Source organism: Microbacterium sp. 22215 (assembly GCF_052045655.1).
GTDB lineage: Bacteria > Actinomycetota > Actinomycetes > Actinomycetales > Microbacteriaceae > Microbacterium > Microbacterium phyllosphaerae.
The window spans coordinates 201,583-214,427 of the sequence record NZ_JBQEPC010000001.1 but is presented as its reverse complement, the minus strand read 5'-3'; the positions used below and the strand labels follow the sequence as shown (position 1 = coordinate 214,427).

Annotated in this window: 24 protein-coding genes; all 24 read right to left on the bottom strand. The window is 65.1% G+C overall.

Going from position 1 to position 12,845, the window contains the following annotated elements; genetic code table 11:
- Positions 1–8 precede the first annotated feature (8 nt).
- On the bottom strand, positions 9–407 hold the full coding sequence (rpsK, locus tag ACTJKH_RS01145; RefSeq protein ID WP_045253826.1) for a 30S ribosomal protein S11: 399 nt from the start codon (positions 405–407) through the stop codon (positions 9–11).
- A gap of 32 nt (positions 408–439) precedes the next feature.
- The gene (rpsM, locus tag ACTJKH_RS01140; protein ID WP_056312854.1) at positions 440–814 is read right to left on the bottom strand and encodes a 30S ribosomal protein S13; all 375 of its coding nucleotides are present in this window, start codon (positions 812–814) and stop codon (positions 440–442) included.
- Between the two features lie 155 nt (positions 815–969).
- Entirely contained in the window at positions 970–1,086 is a 117-nt protein-coding gene (gene rpmJ, locus ACTJKH_RS01135; RefSeq protein WP_005050492.1) for a 50S ribosomal protein L36, read from the bottom strand.
- Between the two features lie 64 nt (positions 1,087–1,150).
- Positions 1,151–1,372 (bottom strand): translation initiation factor IF-1, encoded by a 222-nt coding sequence (infA, locus tag ACTJKH_RS01130; protein WP_017201569.1) that lies wholly within the window; start codon positions 1,370–1,372, stop codon positions 1,151–1,153.
- A gap of 179 nt (positions 1,373–1,551) precedes the next feature.
- Positions 1,552–2,211: a DsbA family protein gene (locus ACTJKH_RS01125; RefSeq protein ID WP_440735433.1), complete on the bottom strand. Its 660-nt coding sequence runs from the start codon at positions 2,209–2,211 to the stop codon at positions 1,552–1,554.
- Positions 2,212–2,367: 156 nt separating this feature from the next.
- Entirely contained in the window at positions 2,368–3,216 is an 849-nt protein-coding gene (map, locus tag ACTJKH_RS01120; protein ID WP_440735432.1) for a type I methionyl aminopeptidase, read from the bottom strand.
- Between the two features lie 10 nt (positions 3,217–3,226).
- Positions 3,227–3,823 (bottom strand): adenylate kinase, encoded by a 597-nt coding sequence (locus tag ACTJKH_RS01115; protein WP_210098736.1) that lies wholly within the window; start codon positions 3,821–3,823, stop codon positions 3,227–3,229.
- A complete protein-coding gene (gene secY / locus ACTJKH_RS01110; protein WP_210098737.1) occupies positions 3,820–5,142 on the bottom strand; it encodes a preprotein translocase subunit SecY in 1,323 nt (440 codons plus the stop codon). The genes ACTJKH_RS01115 and secY overlap by 4 nt, the downstream gene beginning before the upstream one ends.
- Before the next feature lie 102 nt (positions 5,143–5,244).
- A complete protein-coding gene (gene rplO / locus ACTJKH_RS01105) occupies positions 5,245–5,871 on the bottom strand; it encodes a 50S ribosomal protein L15 (protein ID WP_440735431.1) in 627 nt (208 codons plus the stop codon).
- Positions 5,871–6,056 carry a 50S ribosomal protein L30 gene (gene rpmD / locus ACTJKH_RS01100; protein WP_042538783.1) on the bottom strand — a complete coding sequence of 62 codons (186 nt, stop codon included), beginning with the start codon at positions 6,054–6,056 and terminating at the stop codon, positions 5,871–5,873. Before rpmD ends, rplO begins: the two co-directional genes overlap by 1 nt.
- The gene (rpsE, locus tag ACTJKH_RS01095) at positions 6,056–6,754 is read right to left on the bottom strand and encodes a 30S ribosomal protein S5 (protein WP_056514163.1); all 699 of its coding nucleotides are present in this window, start codon (positions 6,752–6,754) and stop codon (positions 6,056–6,058) included. Before rpsE ends, rpmD begins: the two co-directional genes overlap by 1 nt.
- Entirely contained in the window at positions 6,751–7,110 is a 360-nt protein-coding gene (gene rplR, locus ACTJKH_RS01090; protein ID WP_029260926.1) for a 50S ribosomal protein L18, read from the bottom strand. The genes rpsE and rplR overlap by 4 nt, the downstream gene beginning before the upstream one ends.
- Before the next feature lies 1 nt (position 7,111).
- A complete protein-coding gene (gene rplF, locus ACTJKH_RS01085) occupies positions 7,112–7,648 on the bottom strand; it encodes a 50S ribosomal protein L6 (protein WP_431071059.1) in 537 nt (178 codons plus the stop codon).
- A gap of 6 nt (positions 7,649–7,654) precedes the next feature.
- Positions 7,655–8,053 carry a 30S ribosomal protein S8 gene (gene rpsH, locus ACTJKH_RS01080; protein WP_045253835.1) on the bottom strand — a complete coding sequence of 133 codons (399 nt, stop codon included), beginning with the start codon at positions 8,051–8,053 and terminating at the stop codon, positions 7,655–7,657.
- Between the two features lie 102 nt (positions 8,054–8,155).
- On the bottom strand, positions 8,156–8,746 hold the full coding sequence (gene rplE, locus ACTJKH_RS01075) for a 50S ribosomal protein L5 (RefSeq protein ID WP_210098739.1): 591 nt from the start codon (positions 8,744–8,746) through the stop codon (positions 8,156–8,158).
- Positions 8,746–9,105, bottom strand: a complete 360-nt coding sequence (gene rplX, locus ACTJKH_RS01070) for a 50S ribosomal protein L24 (protein ID WP_140037892.1) — start codon at positions 9,103–9,105, stop codon at positions 8,746–8,748. Before rplX ends, rplE begins: the two co-directional genes overlap by 1 nt.
- Before the next feature lie 3 nt (positions 9,106–9,108).
- Positions 9,109–9,477, bottom strand: coding sequence for a 50S ribosomal protein L14 (gene rplN / locus ACTJKH_RS01065; protein ID WP_053097479.1), 369 nt, complete (start codon positions 9,475–9,477; stop codon positions 9,109–9,111).
- The gene (rpsQ, locus tag ACTJKH_RS01060) at positions 9,474–9,791 is read right to left on the bottom strand and encodes a 30S ribosomal protein S17 (protein WP_042538763.1); all 318 of its coding nucleotides are present in this window, start codon (positions 9,789–9,791) and stop codon (positions 9,474–9,476) included. The genes rplN and rpsQ overlap by 4 nt, the downstream gene beginning before the upstream one ends.
- Positions 9,791–10,108, bottom strand: a complete 318-nt coding sequence (gene rpmC, locus ACTJKH_RS01055) for a 50S ribosomal protein L29 (protein ID WP_017829202.1) — start codon at positions 10,106–10,108, stop codon at positions 9,791–9,793. The genes rpsQ and rpmC overlap by 1 nt, the downstream gene beginning before the upstream one ends.
- Positions 10,108–10,527 carry a 50S ribosomal protein L16 gene (gene rplP, locus ACTJKH_RS01050; RefSeq protein ID WP_042538761.1) on the bottom strand — a complete coding sequence of 140 codons (420 nt, stop codon included), beginning with the start codon at positions 10,525–10,527 and terminating at the stop codon, positions 10,108–10,110. The genes rpmC and rplP overlap by 1 nt, the downstream gene beginning before the upstream one ends.
- Positions 10,527–11,282 (bottom strand): 30S ribosomal protein S3, encoded by a 756-nt coding sequence (rpsC, locus tag ACTJKH_RS01045; protein WP_042538759.1) that lies wholly within the window; start codon positions 11,280–11,282, stop codon positions 10,527–10,529. The genes rplP and rpsC overlap by 1 nt, the downstream gene beginning before the upstream one ends.
- Positions 11,282–11,680, bottom strand: a complete 399-nt coding sequence (gene rplV, locus ACTJKH_RS01040) for a 50S ribosomal protein L22 (RefSeq protein WP_194765133.1) — start codon at positions 11,678–11,680, stop codon at positions 11,282–11,284. The genes rpsC and rplV overlap by 1 nt, the downstream gene beginning before the upstream one ends.
- Positions 11,681–11,705: 25 nt before the next feature.
- Positions 11,706–11,987 (bottom strand): 30S ribosomal protein S19, encoded by a 282-nt coding sequence (rpsS, locus tag ACTJKH_RS01035; RefSeq protein ID WP_017829205.1) that lies wholly within the window; start codon positions 11,985–11,987, stop codon positions 11,706–11,708.
- A gap of 12 nt (positions 11,988–11,999) precedes the next feature.
- Positions 12,000–12,839 carry a 50S ribosomal protein L2 gene (gene rplB / locus ACTJKH_RS01030; protein WP_053097483.1) on the bottom strand — a complete coding sequence of 280 codons (840 nt, stop codon included), beginning with the start codon at positions 12,837–12,839 and terminating at the stop codon, positions 12,000–12,002.
- Positions 12,840–12,845 lie beyond the last annotated feature (6 nt).

The following is a 12,845-nucleotide window of genomic DNA, read 5'->3' as shown; positions in this document are numbered from 1 at the left end:
AAGCCTGATCAGACGCGGCGACGCTTCGGCGGGCGGCAACCGTTGTGCGCCTGCGGGGTGACGTCCTGGATCGATCCGACCTCGAGGCCGGCGGCCGTCAGCGAGCGGATCGCGGTCTCGCGACCCGATCCCGGTCCCTTGACGAAGACGTCGACCTTCTTGACGCCGTGCTCCTGCGCCTGGCGGGCGGCCGACTCGGCAGCCATTCCAGCGGCGTAGGGCGTCGACTTGCGCGAGCCCTTGAAGCCCACGCCACCCGACGATGCCCAGCTGATGACAGCGCCGGACGGGTCGGTGATCGAGACGATGGTGTTGTTGAACGTCGACTTGATGTGGGCGTGGCCCAGTGCGATGTTCTTCTTTTCCTTGCGGCGCGGCTTGCGCGCGGCGGCCTTGGGTGCAGCCATGAAAGTGTTCTCCTAGTCCCTGGGGGCCGCGCTTAGCGGGCCTTCTTCTTGCCTGCGACGGTGCGCTTCGGGCCCTTGCGGGTACGGGCGTTGGTCTTGGTGCGCTGACCACGGACCGGGAGGCCACGACGGTGGCGGATGCCCTCGTAGGAGCCGATCTCGACCTTGCGGCGGATGTCTGCGGCGACCTCGCGGCGCAGGTCACCCTCCACCTTGTAGGTACCTTCGATGTGGTCGCGGAGGGCGATCAGCTGGTCATCGCTGAGGTCCTTCACGCGGATGCTCTCGTCGATCTCCGTCGCCTTGAGGATCTCGACCGAGCGGGTACGGCCGACGCCGTAGATGTAGGTAAGGGCGATCACCACGCGCTTGTCGCGCGGGATGTCAACGCCGGCAAGACGTGCCATGCGGTTCTCCTGAGTGTTGTGGAGGTGTGGAGCAGGATCGGTGCTCGGGCCTCCGCCCCGAGGTGTCCCCCACTCGCGTGGGTTCTGATCCTGCCGTTGTGTGTATTGAGTTGTGAGTCAGATCCGAAGAGTCCGCCGGCATCGCCGACGGGCGGTCAGCCCTGGCGCTGCTTGTGGCGCGGGTTGCTCTTGCAGATCACCATGACGCGGCCGTGACGACGGATCACCTTGCAGTGATCGCAGATGGGCTTGACGCTGGGGTTGACCTTCATGATGTTTCCTGTTCGCTGTCTTCGTACCGCCCCGAGCTGGGGCAGGCCGTTACTTCTCGACCGATCAGCGGTAGCGGTAGACGATACGGCCGCGGGTGAGGTCGTAGGGGCTGAGCTCCACGACCACGCGGTCCTCGGGGATGATGCGGATGTAGTTCTGCCGCATCTTGCCGGAGATCGTTGCCAGGACCTTGTGTCCGTTGGAAAGCTCAACGCGGAACATCGCGTTGGGCAGAGCCTCGGAGATCACGCCCTCGATCTCGATGACACCGTCTTTCTTAGCCATAGCCTCGCTGACGCTTCTGCAGATCGGTCGATCTGCGGTGGGTGGTTGGATTGCGATGCCTCTGCCGATTCAGACACGCCGAATCAAGGCGCAAGGCACCAAGGATCTATGTTATCCGACAACGGGAGTTCCGGCAACCTGAGCAGGATGCCGGAACTCCCGAGTCGATATCGGACAGATCAGCCGAGGATCTTGGCGAATTCGGTGGCGATCTCACTGTTGTCGATGCGCGTGCCGTTGACCTCGACCGTCGGAGTTCCCTTGATGTCGTGGGCCTTCGTCTGCGAGTCGGCGAACTTCGTGTACGTGCCGTCCGCGATGCAGTCGGCGGCAGCTCCCGCACCCGCCTGCTCGGCGAGAGCGCTCAGCTCCTCGACGCTGAGGCCCGCGGAGTTCTCCTCGGGCTGGTTCGTGAAGAGCAGGTTGAAGTAGTCCAGGGTCGCATCGGGTGCCTCGGCGGCGACGCAGTACATCGAGCCGGCTGACAGCGACGAGTACTGACCCGTCGTCGAGTACCGGTTGAGGATCGAGACCGGGTGGATGTTCAGCGTGATCTTGTTGTCGGCCGCCGCCGTCTGCAGCTGCTCGCCGTACGCGTCCTCGAACTGACCGCACACGGGGCACATGAAGTCGACGTACGTGTCGATCTCGTCTTCGCCCGCGCCGAAGGAGATCGCGCCGGTCTCCTCATTCACGATCGAGCTCTGCGGCGCGGTGCCTGGGTCGGTCGCCTGGTTGTTGAGCGACACGACGACGAAGGCGAGGACGGCCAGAACGACCACCACTGCCGCCGAGACGCCGATCACGAACCAGTTGGTGTTGCTCTTCGCGGCTGCCATGGTTTTCCGTTTCTGTCGAGGACCGCTCGCGGCGGACCCGGCCTGAAGTCTGCGGGCGCACGCGCACCCATACATCCATTGTGCCCGGAGAAACCTATGTGCGCGTTGTGACGATCCCCTGTATGACGAGCGGACGCCGCTCAGGGCATCCGCGGTTCAGGCGATGGGCGTCGGAGTCACGCCGAAGGGCGCGAGACCAGCTGCTCCCCCGTCGGCCGCGGTGAGCACCCAGATGCCACCCACATGCAGCGCGACGCTGTGCTCCCAGTGCGAGCCGTCGGTGCCGTCGGTCGTCGAGACCGTCCAGTCGTCGTCCTCGACGAACGTCTCATCGCTCCCCGCGGTGACCATGGGCTCGATCGCGAGGACGAGGCCCGGCTTGAGCTCTGGCCCCGGATCGGGCGTGCGGTAGTTGAAGACGCTCGGCGCTTCATGCATCTTGCGACCGATGCCGTGACCCACGTACTCGCGGAGGATCCCGTACGTCTCACCGGAGACCGCCGAAGGCCCCTGAGCCTCGATGTATCCCTGAATCGCTGCCCCGATGTCACCCAGGTGCGACGCGGACGCCATGGCGGCGATTCCGGCCCACATCGACCCCTCGGTGACGCGGGAGAGCTCCTGGCGCTGGGCGACGACCTCAGGGCGGGTCTCGTCGGGCACGACGACGGTGATCGCGCTGTCGCCGTTCCAGCCCTGGAACTGCGCACCGCAGTCGATCGAGACGATGTCGCCCGCCTGCAGCACACGCTCTCCGGGGATGCCGTGCACGACCTCGTCGTTGACCGAGATGCACGTGGTGTGGCGGTAGCCACGCACGAGCTGGAAGTTCGACTCCGCGCCACGAGCGAGGATGACCCTGTTCGCCTCGGCATCCAGCTCGAGCGTCGTGACGCCCGGCCGGATCAGCGGACGGACCGCGTCGAGAGCCGCGGCCGTGATGAGGCCCGGTTCGACCATGGCCCGCAGCTGAGCGGCGCTCTTGTAGATCGACTTGCGGAACATCGTGCGCAGATCAGGCCGCGAGGCGCAGACCGCGTGCGGTCAGCGCCGCGAAGACGCGCTCGGTGATCTCGTCGAGGCTGCCGACGCCGTCGATGCGGTCGACGATTCCACGGGGACCGTAGACCTCGAGGATCGGCGCCGTCTCGTGCTCGTAGATGTCGAGACGGTGGGCGATGGCCTCGTCGGTGTCATCCGATCGCCCCTGCTCCGCTGCGCGGAGCTTGAGACGCTCGATGCTCTCTTCGCGGGACACATCGAGCAGGATGACGGCGTCGAGCGACTCGCCGCGCTCTGCGAGGAACGCATCGAGGTGCGCCACCTGAGCCGCGTTGCGGGGGTAGCCGTCGAGCAGGAAGCCCTTCGCCGCATCGTCCTGCGACAGACGGTCGCGGACGATCTCGCTCGTCAGCTCGTCGGGGACCAGGTCGCCCTTGTCGAGGATCGCCGTGACCTGCTGGCCGAGCGGTGTGCCCTCTTTGATGTTCGCGCGGAAGATGTCTCCGGTCGAGACGACCGGGATGCCGTACGACTCGGCGATGCGGACACCCTGGGTGCCCTTGCCGGATCCCTGCGGGCCGACGATGAGGAGACGAGCGGTGGCTGTCATCGGAGGAGCCCTTCGTAGTGACGCTGCTGCAGCTGTGCATCGATCTGCTTGACCGTCTCGAGACCGACACCCACGATGATGAGGATCGATGCGCCACCGAACGGGAAGTTCTGGTTGGCGCCGACGGTGGCGAGAGCGATCAGCGGGATCAGCGCGATCAGGCCGAGGTAGATCGAGCCGGGCAGCGTGATGCGGGTGAGCACGTAGTCGAGGTACTCGGCGGTCGGACGACCTGCGCGGATGCCCGGGATGAATCCGCCGTACTTCTTCATGTTGTCGGCGACCTCGACGGGGTTGAACGTGATCGCGACGTAGAAGTACGTGAACCCGATGATCAGCAGGAAGTACGCGGCCATGTAGACCGGGTGGTTTCCCGTCGTGAAGTTCGCGCTGATCCAGGTGACCCACGCGGCGGGCTCGGAGCCGTCCTGCGGGGTGTTGAACTGCGCGATCAGTGCCGGGATGTACAGCAGCGACGAGGCGAAGATCACGGGGATCACACCCGCCATGTTCACCTTGATCGGGATGTAGGTGTTCGTGCCGCCGTACGTGCGACGGCCGACCATGCGCTTCGCGTACTGCACCGGGATGCGACGCTGCGACTGCTCGACGAACACGACGAGAGCCATGACGATGATTCCGACCAGAAGCACCAGCAGGAAGACCTCGAAGCCCTTGCTCTCCCAGATGAGCCACATGGCACCGGGGAACGTCGCGGCGATCGAGGTGAAGATGAGCAGCGACATGCCGTTGCCGATGCCGCGCTCGGTGACGAGCTCGGCGAACCACATGATGAGGCCGGTACCGGCGGTCATCGCCATGATGATGAGCAGCTGCGCCCACCACACGTCGTTCGTGAGCAGGTTCTGGCAGGCCGCGACATCGGTCGTGCCGAAGAGCTGACCGCTGCGAGCCACCGTGACGAGCGTGGTCGACTGCAGCAGCGCTAGGGCGATGGTGAGGTACCGCGTGTACTGGGTGAGACGGGCCTGGCCGGCCTGTCCTTCCTTGTGCAGTGCCTCGAAGTGAGGGATGACGACCCGCAGGAGCTGCGTGATGATCGTCGCGGTGATGTACGGCATGACGCCGAGCGCGAAGATCGACAGCTGGAGGAGCGCCCCGCCGGAGAAGAGGTTGACCAGCCCGAGGAGCCCATCAGTGCCTGAGTTCTGAGCCAGGCACTCCTCGACGTTCGGGAAGTTCACGAACGGAGCAGGGACATTCGAGCCAAGTCGATAGATGGCGACGATGGCGAGGGTGAAACCGATCTTCCGACGCAGGTCGGGCGTGCGGAAGATCCGCGCGATGGCGCTAAACAAGGACGTTCCTCCTGAAAAGGTTGCCGTCCCTGAAGGACGGCTGAAAGAACAGGCTAACCCATAAGAGGGGCCGGAGAATCTCCGACCCCTCTCATGAAGTGGTTACTTGACGGATCCGCCAGCAGCCACGATCTTCTGCTCGGCGGAACCCGAGACCTTGTCGACCGCGACGGTGAGCTTCACGGCGATGTCGCCGTTTCCGAGAACCTTGACCTTCTCGTTCTTGCGAACGGCACCCTTGGCGACCAGGTCGCTGATGGTGACGTCGCCACCCTTGGGGTACAGCTCCGCGAGCTTCTCCAGGTTCACGACCTGGTACTCCACGCGGAACGGGTTCTTGAACCCGCGCAGCTTCGGGGTGCGCATGTGCAACGGCATCTGCCCACCCTCGAAGCCGACGCGAACGGTGTTGCGAGCCTTCGTACCCTTGGTACCGCGACCTGCGGTCTTACCCTTGGAGCCCTCACCGCGACCGACACGGGTCTTCGCGGTGTTGGATCCGGGGACCGGACGCAGGTGGTGCACCTTCAGCACGCCGGCGCGGGATGCCGGAGCATCCTTCTTCGGCGCGGCCTTCTTGGCAGTCGGCTTCGTGGCGGTCTCGGCCTTGGCCTCGGACGCCTTCGCGGGTGCCTTCTTGGCGGCGGGCTTCTTCTCGGCTGCGGCCTTGGGAGCTGCGGCCTTCTTCGGAGCCTTCGCGGCGCCTTCGGCTTCGTTCTTCTCAGCCATTAGTCGATCTCCTCAACCTTGACGAGGTGGGCGACGGTCTTGACGTAACCGCGCGTCTGCGCGTCGTCGGGGCGAACGGTGCTGTCACCGATGCGCTTCAGACCGAGGCTGCGCAGCGTGTCACGCTGGTTCTGCTTCTCGCTCACCTTGGACTTGACCTGCGTGACCTTCAGGCGCGCAGCCATCAGGCACCTACCTTCTGTGCGGCGATGGCGTCAGCCTCCGCACGGACGAGACGCGCGGGGGCGACCTGGTCGAACTCGAGGCCACGACGTGCGGCGACCGCACGGGGCTCCTCGAGCTGCTTCAGAGCCGTCACCGTCGCGTGCACGATGTTGATCGTGTTCGACGAGCCGAGCGACTTCGACAGCACGTCGTGGATACCGGCGCACTCGAGCACGGCGCGGACCGGACCACCGGCGATGACACCGGTACCGGCAGCGGCCGGACGAAGCAGGACGACGCCTGCCGCAGCCTCACCCTGCACGGGGTGCGGGATGGTGCTTCCGACGCGCGGAACGCGGAAGAAGTTGCGCTTGGCCTCTTCGACACCCTTCGAGATCGCCAGAGGGACCTCGCGGGCCTTGCCGTAGCCGACGCCCACCAGACCGTTGCCGTCACCGACGACCACGAGAGCGGTGAAGCTGAAGCGACGACCACCCTTCACGACCTTCGAGACGCGGTTGATGGTGACCACGCGCTCGAGGAACTGGTTGTCCCCACGATCGCGAGAGTTGCGGTCACGACCACCCTGGTTGCGGTCACCACGGCCACCGCCGCGGCGGTTGTCGCGCTGAGACGGCTCAGCCTGCGTGGTGCCGGCGGCAGTCTCGGAAGTGGCAGCTGCCGCTTCGGTCACTTCGTTCTCCTTGTTGTCACTCACAGTGCCAGACCCCCTTCGCGGGCGCCGTCGGCGATGGCGGCGACACGACCGGCGTAGCGGTTGCCGCCACGGTCGAACACTGCCTCGGAAACGCCGGCAGCCTTCGCACGCTCGGCGAGAAGCTCGCCGACCTTGCGGGCCTTGGCGGTCTTGTCACCCTCGAGCGAGCGCAGGTCGGTCTCGAGCGTCGAGGCCGACGCCACGGTGTGACCCTTGCTGTCGTCGACAAGCTGCACGAAGACGTGGCGAGCCGAACGGTTGACGACGAGGCGCGGACGCACCTCGGTGCCGACGACCTTCTTGCGAAGGCGGGCATGACGACGCGCGCGGGCGTCAGACTTTGACTTGAGAGCCATGTTACTTACCACTCTTTCCGGCCTTGCGACGCACGATCTCGCCGGCGTAGCGCACACCCTTGCCCTTGTACGGCTCGGGCTTGCGGATCTTGCGGATGTTCGCAGCTGCCTCGCCGACAGCCTGCTTGTCGATTCCGCTGACGGTGAGCTTGTTGTTGCCCTCGACCGTGAGCGTGATACCGGCGGGCGGGTCGATGAGGACCGGGTGCGAGAAGCCCAGGGCGAACTCGACCGAGCTGCCCTTCTGAGCGACGCGGTAACCGGTTCCGACGACCTCGAGACCCTTGGTGTAGCCCTGGGTCACGCCGATGATGTTGTTGTTGATGAGAGTGCGGGTCAGGCCGTGAAGCGACCGGGACTCGCGCTCGTCGTCGGGACGGGTGACGAGAACCTGGTTCTCCTCGACCGCGACCTCGATGGGCTTGGCGACCGTCAGGGTGAGCTCACCCTTGGGGCCCTTCACCGCGACCTCACGGCCGTCGACCGAGATGGTCACGCCCGCGGGAACGTCGATGGGAAGTCGTCCAATACGCGACATTTTCGATTACCACACGTAGGCGAGAACTTCTCCGCCCACGCCCTTCTGCTCTGCCTGACGGTCGGTGAGAAGACCGGAGGAGGTGGACAGGATGGCCACGCCGAGTCCGCCGAGGACCCTGGGGAGCTCCGTGGACTTCGCGTAGACGCGGAGACCGGGCTTCGACACGCGCTTGATGCCCGCGATCGAACGCTCACGGTTGGGGCCGTACTTCAGCTGCAGGGTGAGGTTCGAGCCGACGCGTGCGTCAGTCGTCTCCCAGCCGGCGATGTAGCCCTCCTGCTGGAGGATCTCGGCGATGTGCGTCTTGAGCTTGCTCGACGGCAGGGTCACGGAATCGTGGTGCGCCGAGTTCGCGTTACGCAGACGGGTCAGCAGATCTGCGACCGGGTCTGTCATTGTCATTGTTGTTTTCCTTTGTTCATGAGGTTCCGGCTGCCGTTACACGACAGACGGCCTGCGATGACACGCAATCTTCAATTGTACGGGATCGGGNCCCGAAACCGCTTACGCCTTGGCGTCTTCCGTACGGAAGGGGAAGCCGAGGTGACGCAGAAGTGCGCGACCTTCGTCGTCCGTCTTCGCGGTGGTGACGACAGTGATGTCGAAACCGCGAACCCGGTCGATCTTGTCCTGATCGATCTCGTGGAACACGCTCTGCTCCTGGAGACCGAAGGTGTAGTTGCCGTTGCCGTCGAACTGCTTGGCCGACAGACCGCGGAAGTCGCGGATGCGGGGCAGTGCGAGCGAGACGAGGCGGTCCAGGAACTCCCACGCACGGTCACCACGGAGGGTGACGTGTGCGCCGATGGCCTGGCCCTCACGCAGCTTGAACTGCGCGATCGACTTGCGAGCCTTCGTGACGAGCGGCTTCTGACCGGTGATCTTGGTGAGATCGTCGATCGCGCCGTCGATCACCTTGCTGTCACGGGCCGCTTCACCGACACCGGTGTTCACGACGACCTTGACCAGACCGGGGATCTGCATCACGTTGGTGTAGCCGAACTCATCCTGCAGCTTCTGCTGGATCTCGGCCTTGTACTTCGCCTTCAGGCGGGGCTGGATCTTGCCAGCCACCGCAGCGTCGGTGGTTGCCATCAGAGGTCCTTACCTGACTTCTTCGCGTACCGCACACGGACGGTGCGCTTGACGCCGTCCTTGGTCTGCTCCTCGACCCGGTGGCCGACCTTGGTCGGCTTCTTGGTCGAGGGGTCGACGAGTGCGACGTTCGAGATGTGGATGGAGGCCTCGACAGTCTCGAGGCCGCCCGTCTTGGTGCCGCGCTGCGTCTGTCCGACGCGCGTGTGCTTGGTGACGTAGTTCACGCCTTCGACGATGATGCGGTTCTTCTCGGCCAGGATCTCGAGGACCTTGCCCTGCTTGCCGCGATCGCCGCCACGCTCCTGCGTGGCTCCGGTGATGACCTGAACCAGGTCACCCTTCTTGATCTTCGCCATGACTTAAATAACCTCCGGCGCCAGCGAGACGATCTTCATGAACTTCTTGTCACGAAGCTCGCGACCGACCGGTCCGAAGATACGGGTGCCGCGGGGCTCCCCGTCGTTCTTCAGGATCACGGCGGCGTTCTCGTCGAACTTGATGTACGAGCCGTCGGGACGGCGCGTGGACTTGACCGTGCGGACGATGACGGCCTTGACCACATCGCCCTTCTTGACGTTTCCGCCCGGGATCGCGTCCTTGACGGTCGCGACGATGGTGTCACCCAGACCGGCGTAACGACGACGCGAGCCGCCGAGAACACGGATGGTGAGCAGCTCCTTCGCGCCGGTGTTGTCGGCGACCTTGAGGCGGGATTCCTGCTGGATCACTTGGCCTTCTCCAGAATCTCCACCAGACGCCAGCGCTTCGTGGCGCTGAGCGGGCGGGTCTCGTTGATCAGGACGAGGTCGCCGATGCCGGCGGAGTTCGCCTCATCGTGCGCCTTGACCTTCGAGGTGCGGCGGATGACCTTGCCGTAAAGCGGGTGCTTCACGCGGTCCTCGACCTCGACCACGATGGTCTTGTCCATCTTGTCGCTGATGACGTAGCCACGACGCGACTTGCGGTACCCACGGGCATCCGCATCGCGGACGTCGTGTGCGGCGTGCTCAGCCTCGACAGCGGCTTCCTTCTTGGTGGCCATCACTCAGCCTCTTCCTTCACGGCGTCGTCGGCGGAGTCCGCCTTCTTCGCCTTCGACTTGGTCGCCTTCTTGGCCGGAGCCTCGACGGGAGCGGGCGTCGCACGGATGCCCAGCTCGCGCTCGCGGATCACGGTGTACAGGCGCGCGATGTCGCGCTTGACCGCGCGGATGCGGCCGTGGCTCTCCAGCTGGCCGGTGGCCGACTGGAAACGGAGGTTGAACAGCTCCTCCTTGGCCTTACGCAGCTCCTCAACGAGGCGCTGGTCTTCGAACGTGTCGAGCTCTGCCGGAGCGAGCTCCTTGGTGCCGATCGCCATTACGCGTCGCCCTCCTCGCGCTTGATGATGCGTGCCTTCAACGGCAGCTTGTGAATTGCTCGGGTCAGTGCCTCGCGAGCGAGCTCTTCGCTCACACCGGAGACCTCGAAGAGGACGCGACCCGGCTTGACGTTGGCAACCCACCACTCGGGGGAACCCTTACCGGAACCCATGCGGGTCTCGGCAGGCTTCTTGGTGAGCGGACGGTCGGGGTAGATGTTGATCCACACCTTTCCGCCACGCTTGATGTGACGGGTGACCGCGATACGAGCGGACTCGATCTGACGGTTCGTCACGTAGGCAGGCGTGAGCGCCTGGATGCCGTAGTCACCGAAGGAGACCTTGGTGCCACCGGTCGCCTGGCCGCTGCGGCCGGGGTGGTGCTGCTTACGGAACTTGACCTTGCGGGGAATAAGCATCAGGCAGACGCTCCTTCTGCGACAGGGGCCTCGTTGCGCGGCGCGCGGCGGCGGTCGCCACCACGGTCGTCACGACGGGACTTCGGTGCGTTGGCCTGCTCGCGGGCAAGCTCCTTGTTGGTCAGGTCGCCCTTGTAGATCCAGACCTTCACGCCGATGCGGCCGAAGGTGGTCTTCGCCTCGTAGAAGCCGTAGTCGATGTTCGCGCGCAGCGTGTGCAGCGGCACACGACCCTCGCGGTAGAACTCCGAACGGCTCATCTCGGCGCCGCCGAGGCGGCCGGAGACCTGGATGCGGATGCCCTTGGCACCAGCGCGCTGCGCGCCCTGGAGACCCTTGCGCATCGCACGACGGAACGCCACACGAGCAGAGAGCTGCTCGGCGATGCCCTGCGCGACGAGCTGAGCGTCGGCCTCGGGGTTCTTGACCTCGAGGATGTTCAGCTGGATCTGCTTGCCCGAGAGCTTCTCGAGGTCGCCGCGGATGCGCTCGGCCTCGGCGCCACGACGACCGATCACGATGCCCGGACGGGCGGTGTGGATGTCGACGCGGACGCGGTCACGGGTGCGCTCGATCTCGATGTTCGAGACACCGGCGCGGTCGAGCTGCGTCTTCAGCAGGTTGCGGATCTTGATGTCCTCGGCGACGTAGTCGGCGTAACGCTGACCCGGCTTCGTCGAGTCCGAGAACCAGCGCGACACGTGGTCCGTGGTGATGCCGAGGCGGAAGCCGTACGGGTTTACCTTCTGTCCCATTACTTGCTCGCCTTCTTGTTGCTGTCGCTCGCAGCAGCCGGGGCTGCGGCGGGCGTCGAGAGCACGACCGTGATGTGGCTCGTGCGCTTCTTGATCTGGAAAGCGCGACCCTGTGCACGGGGCTGGAAACGCTTGAGCGTCGTGCCCTCGTCTACGTAGGCGTTAGCCACGTACAGGTCCTGCTCGTCGAGGTACTCGCCGTCACGATCCGCCTTGACCTGCGCGTTGGCCATGGCCGACGCGACAAGCTTGTAGATCGGCTCACTGGCGCTCTGCTGTGCGAACTTCAGGATCGCCAGAGCCTCCTGGGCCTGCTTGCCCTTGATGAGCGCGACGACACGACGAGCCTTCTGAGGGGTCACGCGGATGTGTCGCACGCGTGCGATGGACTCCACCATTTCTCTCTCCTCTATCGCCACCGCGTCAGCGGCGGCGGCCCTTCTTGTCGTCCTTCTCGTGGCCGCGGAAGGTGCGGGTGGGCGCGAACTCGCCCAGTTTGTGGCCGACCATGGTCTCGGACACAAACACGGGGATGTGCTTGCGACCGTCGTGGACCGCGATCGTGTGACCCAGCATGGCCGGGATGATCATGGACCGGCGGGACCAGGTCTTGATGACGTTCTTGGTGCCGGCTTCGTTCTGCACGACCACCTTGCGAAGCAGGTGATCGTCGACGAAGGGGCCCTTCTTAAGACTGCGAGGCATCTTCTCTTACTCCTACTTACGCTTCTTGCCGGCGTTACGACGACGCACGATGTACTTGTCGCTTTCCTTGTTGGCGTGACGGGTACGACCCTCAGCCTGACCCCACGGGGAGACGGGGTGACGTCCACCGGACGTCTTGCCCTCACCACCACCGTGCGGGTGGTCGACCGGGTTCATCGCGACACCACGCACGGTCGGGCGGACGCCCTTCCAGCGCATGCGGCCGGCCTTACCCCAGTTGATGTTCGACTGCTCGGCGTTTCCGACCTCGCCGATGGTCGCGCGGCAGCGCGCATCGACGTTGCGGATCTCGCCCGAGGGCAGACGCAGCTGAGCGAAGTTGCCGTCCTTGGCGACGAGACGGACGGATGCACCGGCCGAACGTGCCATCTTCGCGCCGCCACCGGGGCGGAGCTCGATCGCGTGGATGACGGTACCCGTCGGGATGTTCTTCAGCGGGAGGTTGTTGCCCGGCTTGATGTCGGCACCGGCACCCGACTCGACGACGTCGCCCTGCTTCAGCTTCGCCGGCGCGAGGATGTAGCGCTTCTCGCCGTCGAAGTAGTGCAGCAGCGCGATGCGTGCCGTGCGGTTGGGGTCGTACTCGATGTGAGCGACACGGGCGTCCACGCCGTCCTTGTCATTGCGACGGAAGTCGATGACGCGGTACTGGCGCTTGTGGCCGCCACCGATGTGACGGGTCGTGATGCGGCCCTGGTTGTTGCGACCACCGGTCTTCGAGAGCGGGCGCAGCAGCGACTTCTCCGGCGTCGATCGGGTGATCTCGGCGAAGTCAGCCACCGACGAGCCGCGACGGCCCGGGGTCGTGGGCTTGTACTTGCGAATAGCCATTATTGT

What these genes read in the sequence shown, in the direction of transcription:
- rpsQ (WP_042538763.1), bottom strand. Translation starts at nt 9,791, where the DNA reads ATGGCCACCAAGAAGGAAGCCGCTGTCGAGGCTGAGCACGCCGCACAC.
- rplO (WP_440735431.1), bottom strand. Translation starts at nt 5,871, where the DNA reads ATGGCTGAGAAGAACGAAGCCGAAGGCGCCGCGAAGGCTCCGAAGAAG.
- rplF (WP_431071059.1), bottom strand. Translation starts at nt 7,648, where the DNA reads ATGTCGCGTATTGGACGACTTCCCATCGACGTTCCCGCGGGCGTGACC.
- ACTJKH_RS01125 (WP_440735433.1), bottom strand. Translation starts at nt 2,211, where the DNA reads ATGGCAGCCGCGAAGAGCAACACCAACTGGTTCGTGATCGGCGTCTCG.
- rplR (WP_029260926.1), bottom strand. Translation starts at nt 7,110, where the DNA reads ATGGCTCTCAAGTCAAAGTCTGACGCCCGCGCGCGTCGTCATGCCCGC.
- rplV (WP_194765133.1), bottom strand. Translation starts at nt 11,680, where the DNA reads ATGGTGGAGTCCATCGCACGCGTGCGACACATCCGCGTGACCCCTCAG.
- rpmD (WP_042538783.1), bottom strand. Translation starts at nt 6,056, where the DNA reads ATGGCTGCGCGCCTGAAGGTCACGCAGGTCAAGTCCAAGGTGAGCGAG.
- ACTJKH_RS01115 (WP_210098736.1), bottom strand. Translation starts at nt 3,823, where the DNA reads ATGACAGCCACCGCTCGTCTCCTCATCGTCGGCCCGCAGGGATCCGGC.
- rplP (WP_042538761.1), bottom strand. Translation starts at nt 10,527, where the DNA reads ATGCTTATTCCCCGCAAGGTCAAGTTCCGTAAGCAGCACCACCCCGGC.
- rplB (WP_053097483.1), bottom strand. Translation starts at nt 12,839, where the DNA reads ATGGCTATTCGCAAGTACAAGCCCACGACCCCGGGCCGTCGCGGCTCG.
- rpsC (WP_042538759.1), bottom strand. Translation starts at nt 11,282, where the DNA reads ATGGGACAGAAGGTAAACCCGTACGGCTTCCGCCTCGGCATCACCACG.
- rplX (WP_140037892.1), bottom strand. Translation starts at nt 9,105, where the DNA reads ATGGCGAAGATCAAGAAGGGTGACCTGGTTCAGGTCATCACCGGAGCC.
- rpmJ (WP_005050492.1), bottom strand. Translation starts at nt 1,086, where the DNA reads ATGAAGGTCAACCCCAGCGTCAAGCCCATCTGCGATCACTGCAAGGTG.
- rplE (WP_210098739.1), bottom strand. Translation starts at nt 8,746, where the DNA reads ATGGCAACCACCGACGCTGCGGTGGCTGGCAAGATCCAGCCCCGCCTG.
- infA (WP_017201569.1), bottom strand. Translation starts at nt 1,372, where the DNA reads ATGGCTAAGAAAGACGGTGTCATCGAGATCGAGGGCGTGATCTCCGAG.
- rpmC (WP_017829202.1), bottom strand. Translation starts at nt 10,108, where the DNA reads ATGGCGATCGGCACCAAGGAGCTCGCTCCGGCAGAGCTCGACACGTTC.
- rpsK (WP_045253826.1), bottom strand. Translation starts at nt 407, where the DNA reads ATGGCTGCACCCAAGGCCGCCGCGCGCAAGCCGCGCCGCAAGGAAAAG.
- rpsH (WP_045253835.1), bottom strand. Translation starts at nt 8,053, where the DNA reads ATGACAATGACAGACCCGGTCGCAGATCTGCTGACCCGTCTGCGTAAC.
- rpsM (WP_056312854.1), bottom strand. Translation starts at nt 814, where the DNA reads ATGGCACGTCTTGCCGGCGTTGACATCCCGCGCGACAAGCGCGTGGTG.
- rpsS (WP_017829205.1), bottom strand. Translation starts at nt 11,987, where the DNA reads ATGCCTCGCAGTCTTAAGAAGGGCCCCTTCGTCGACGATCACCTGCTT.
- map (WP_440735432.1), bottom strand. Translation starts at nt 3,216, where the DNA reads ATGTTCCGCAAGTCGATCTACAAGAGCGCCGCTCAGCTGCGGGCCATG.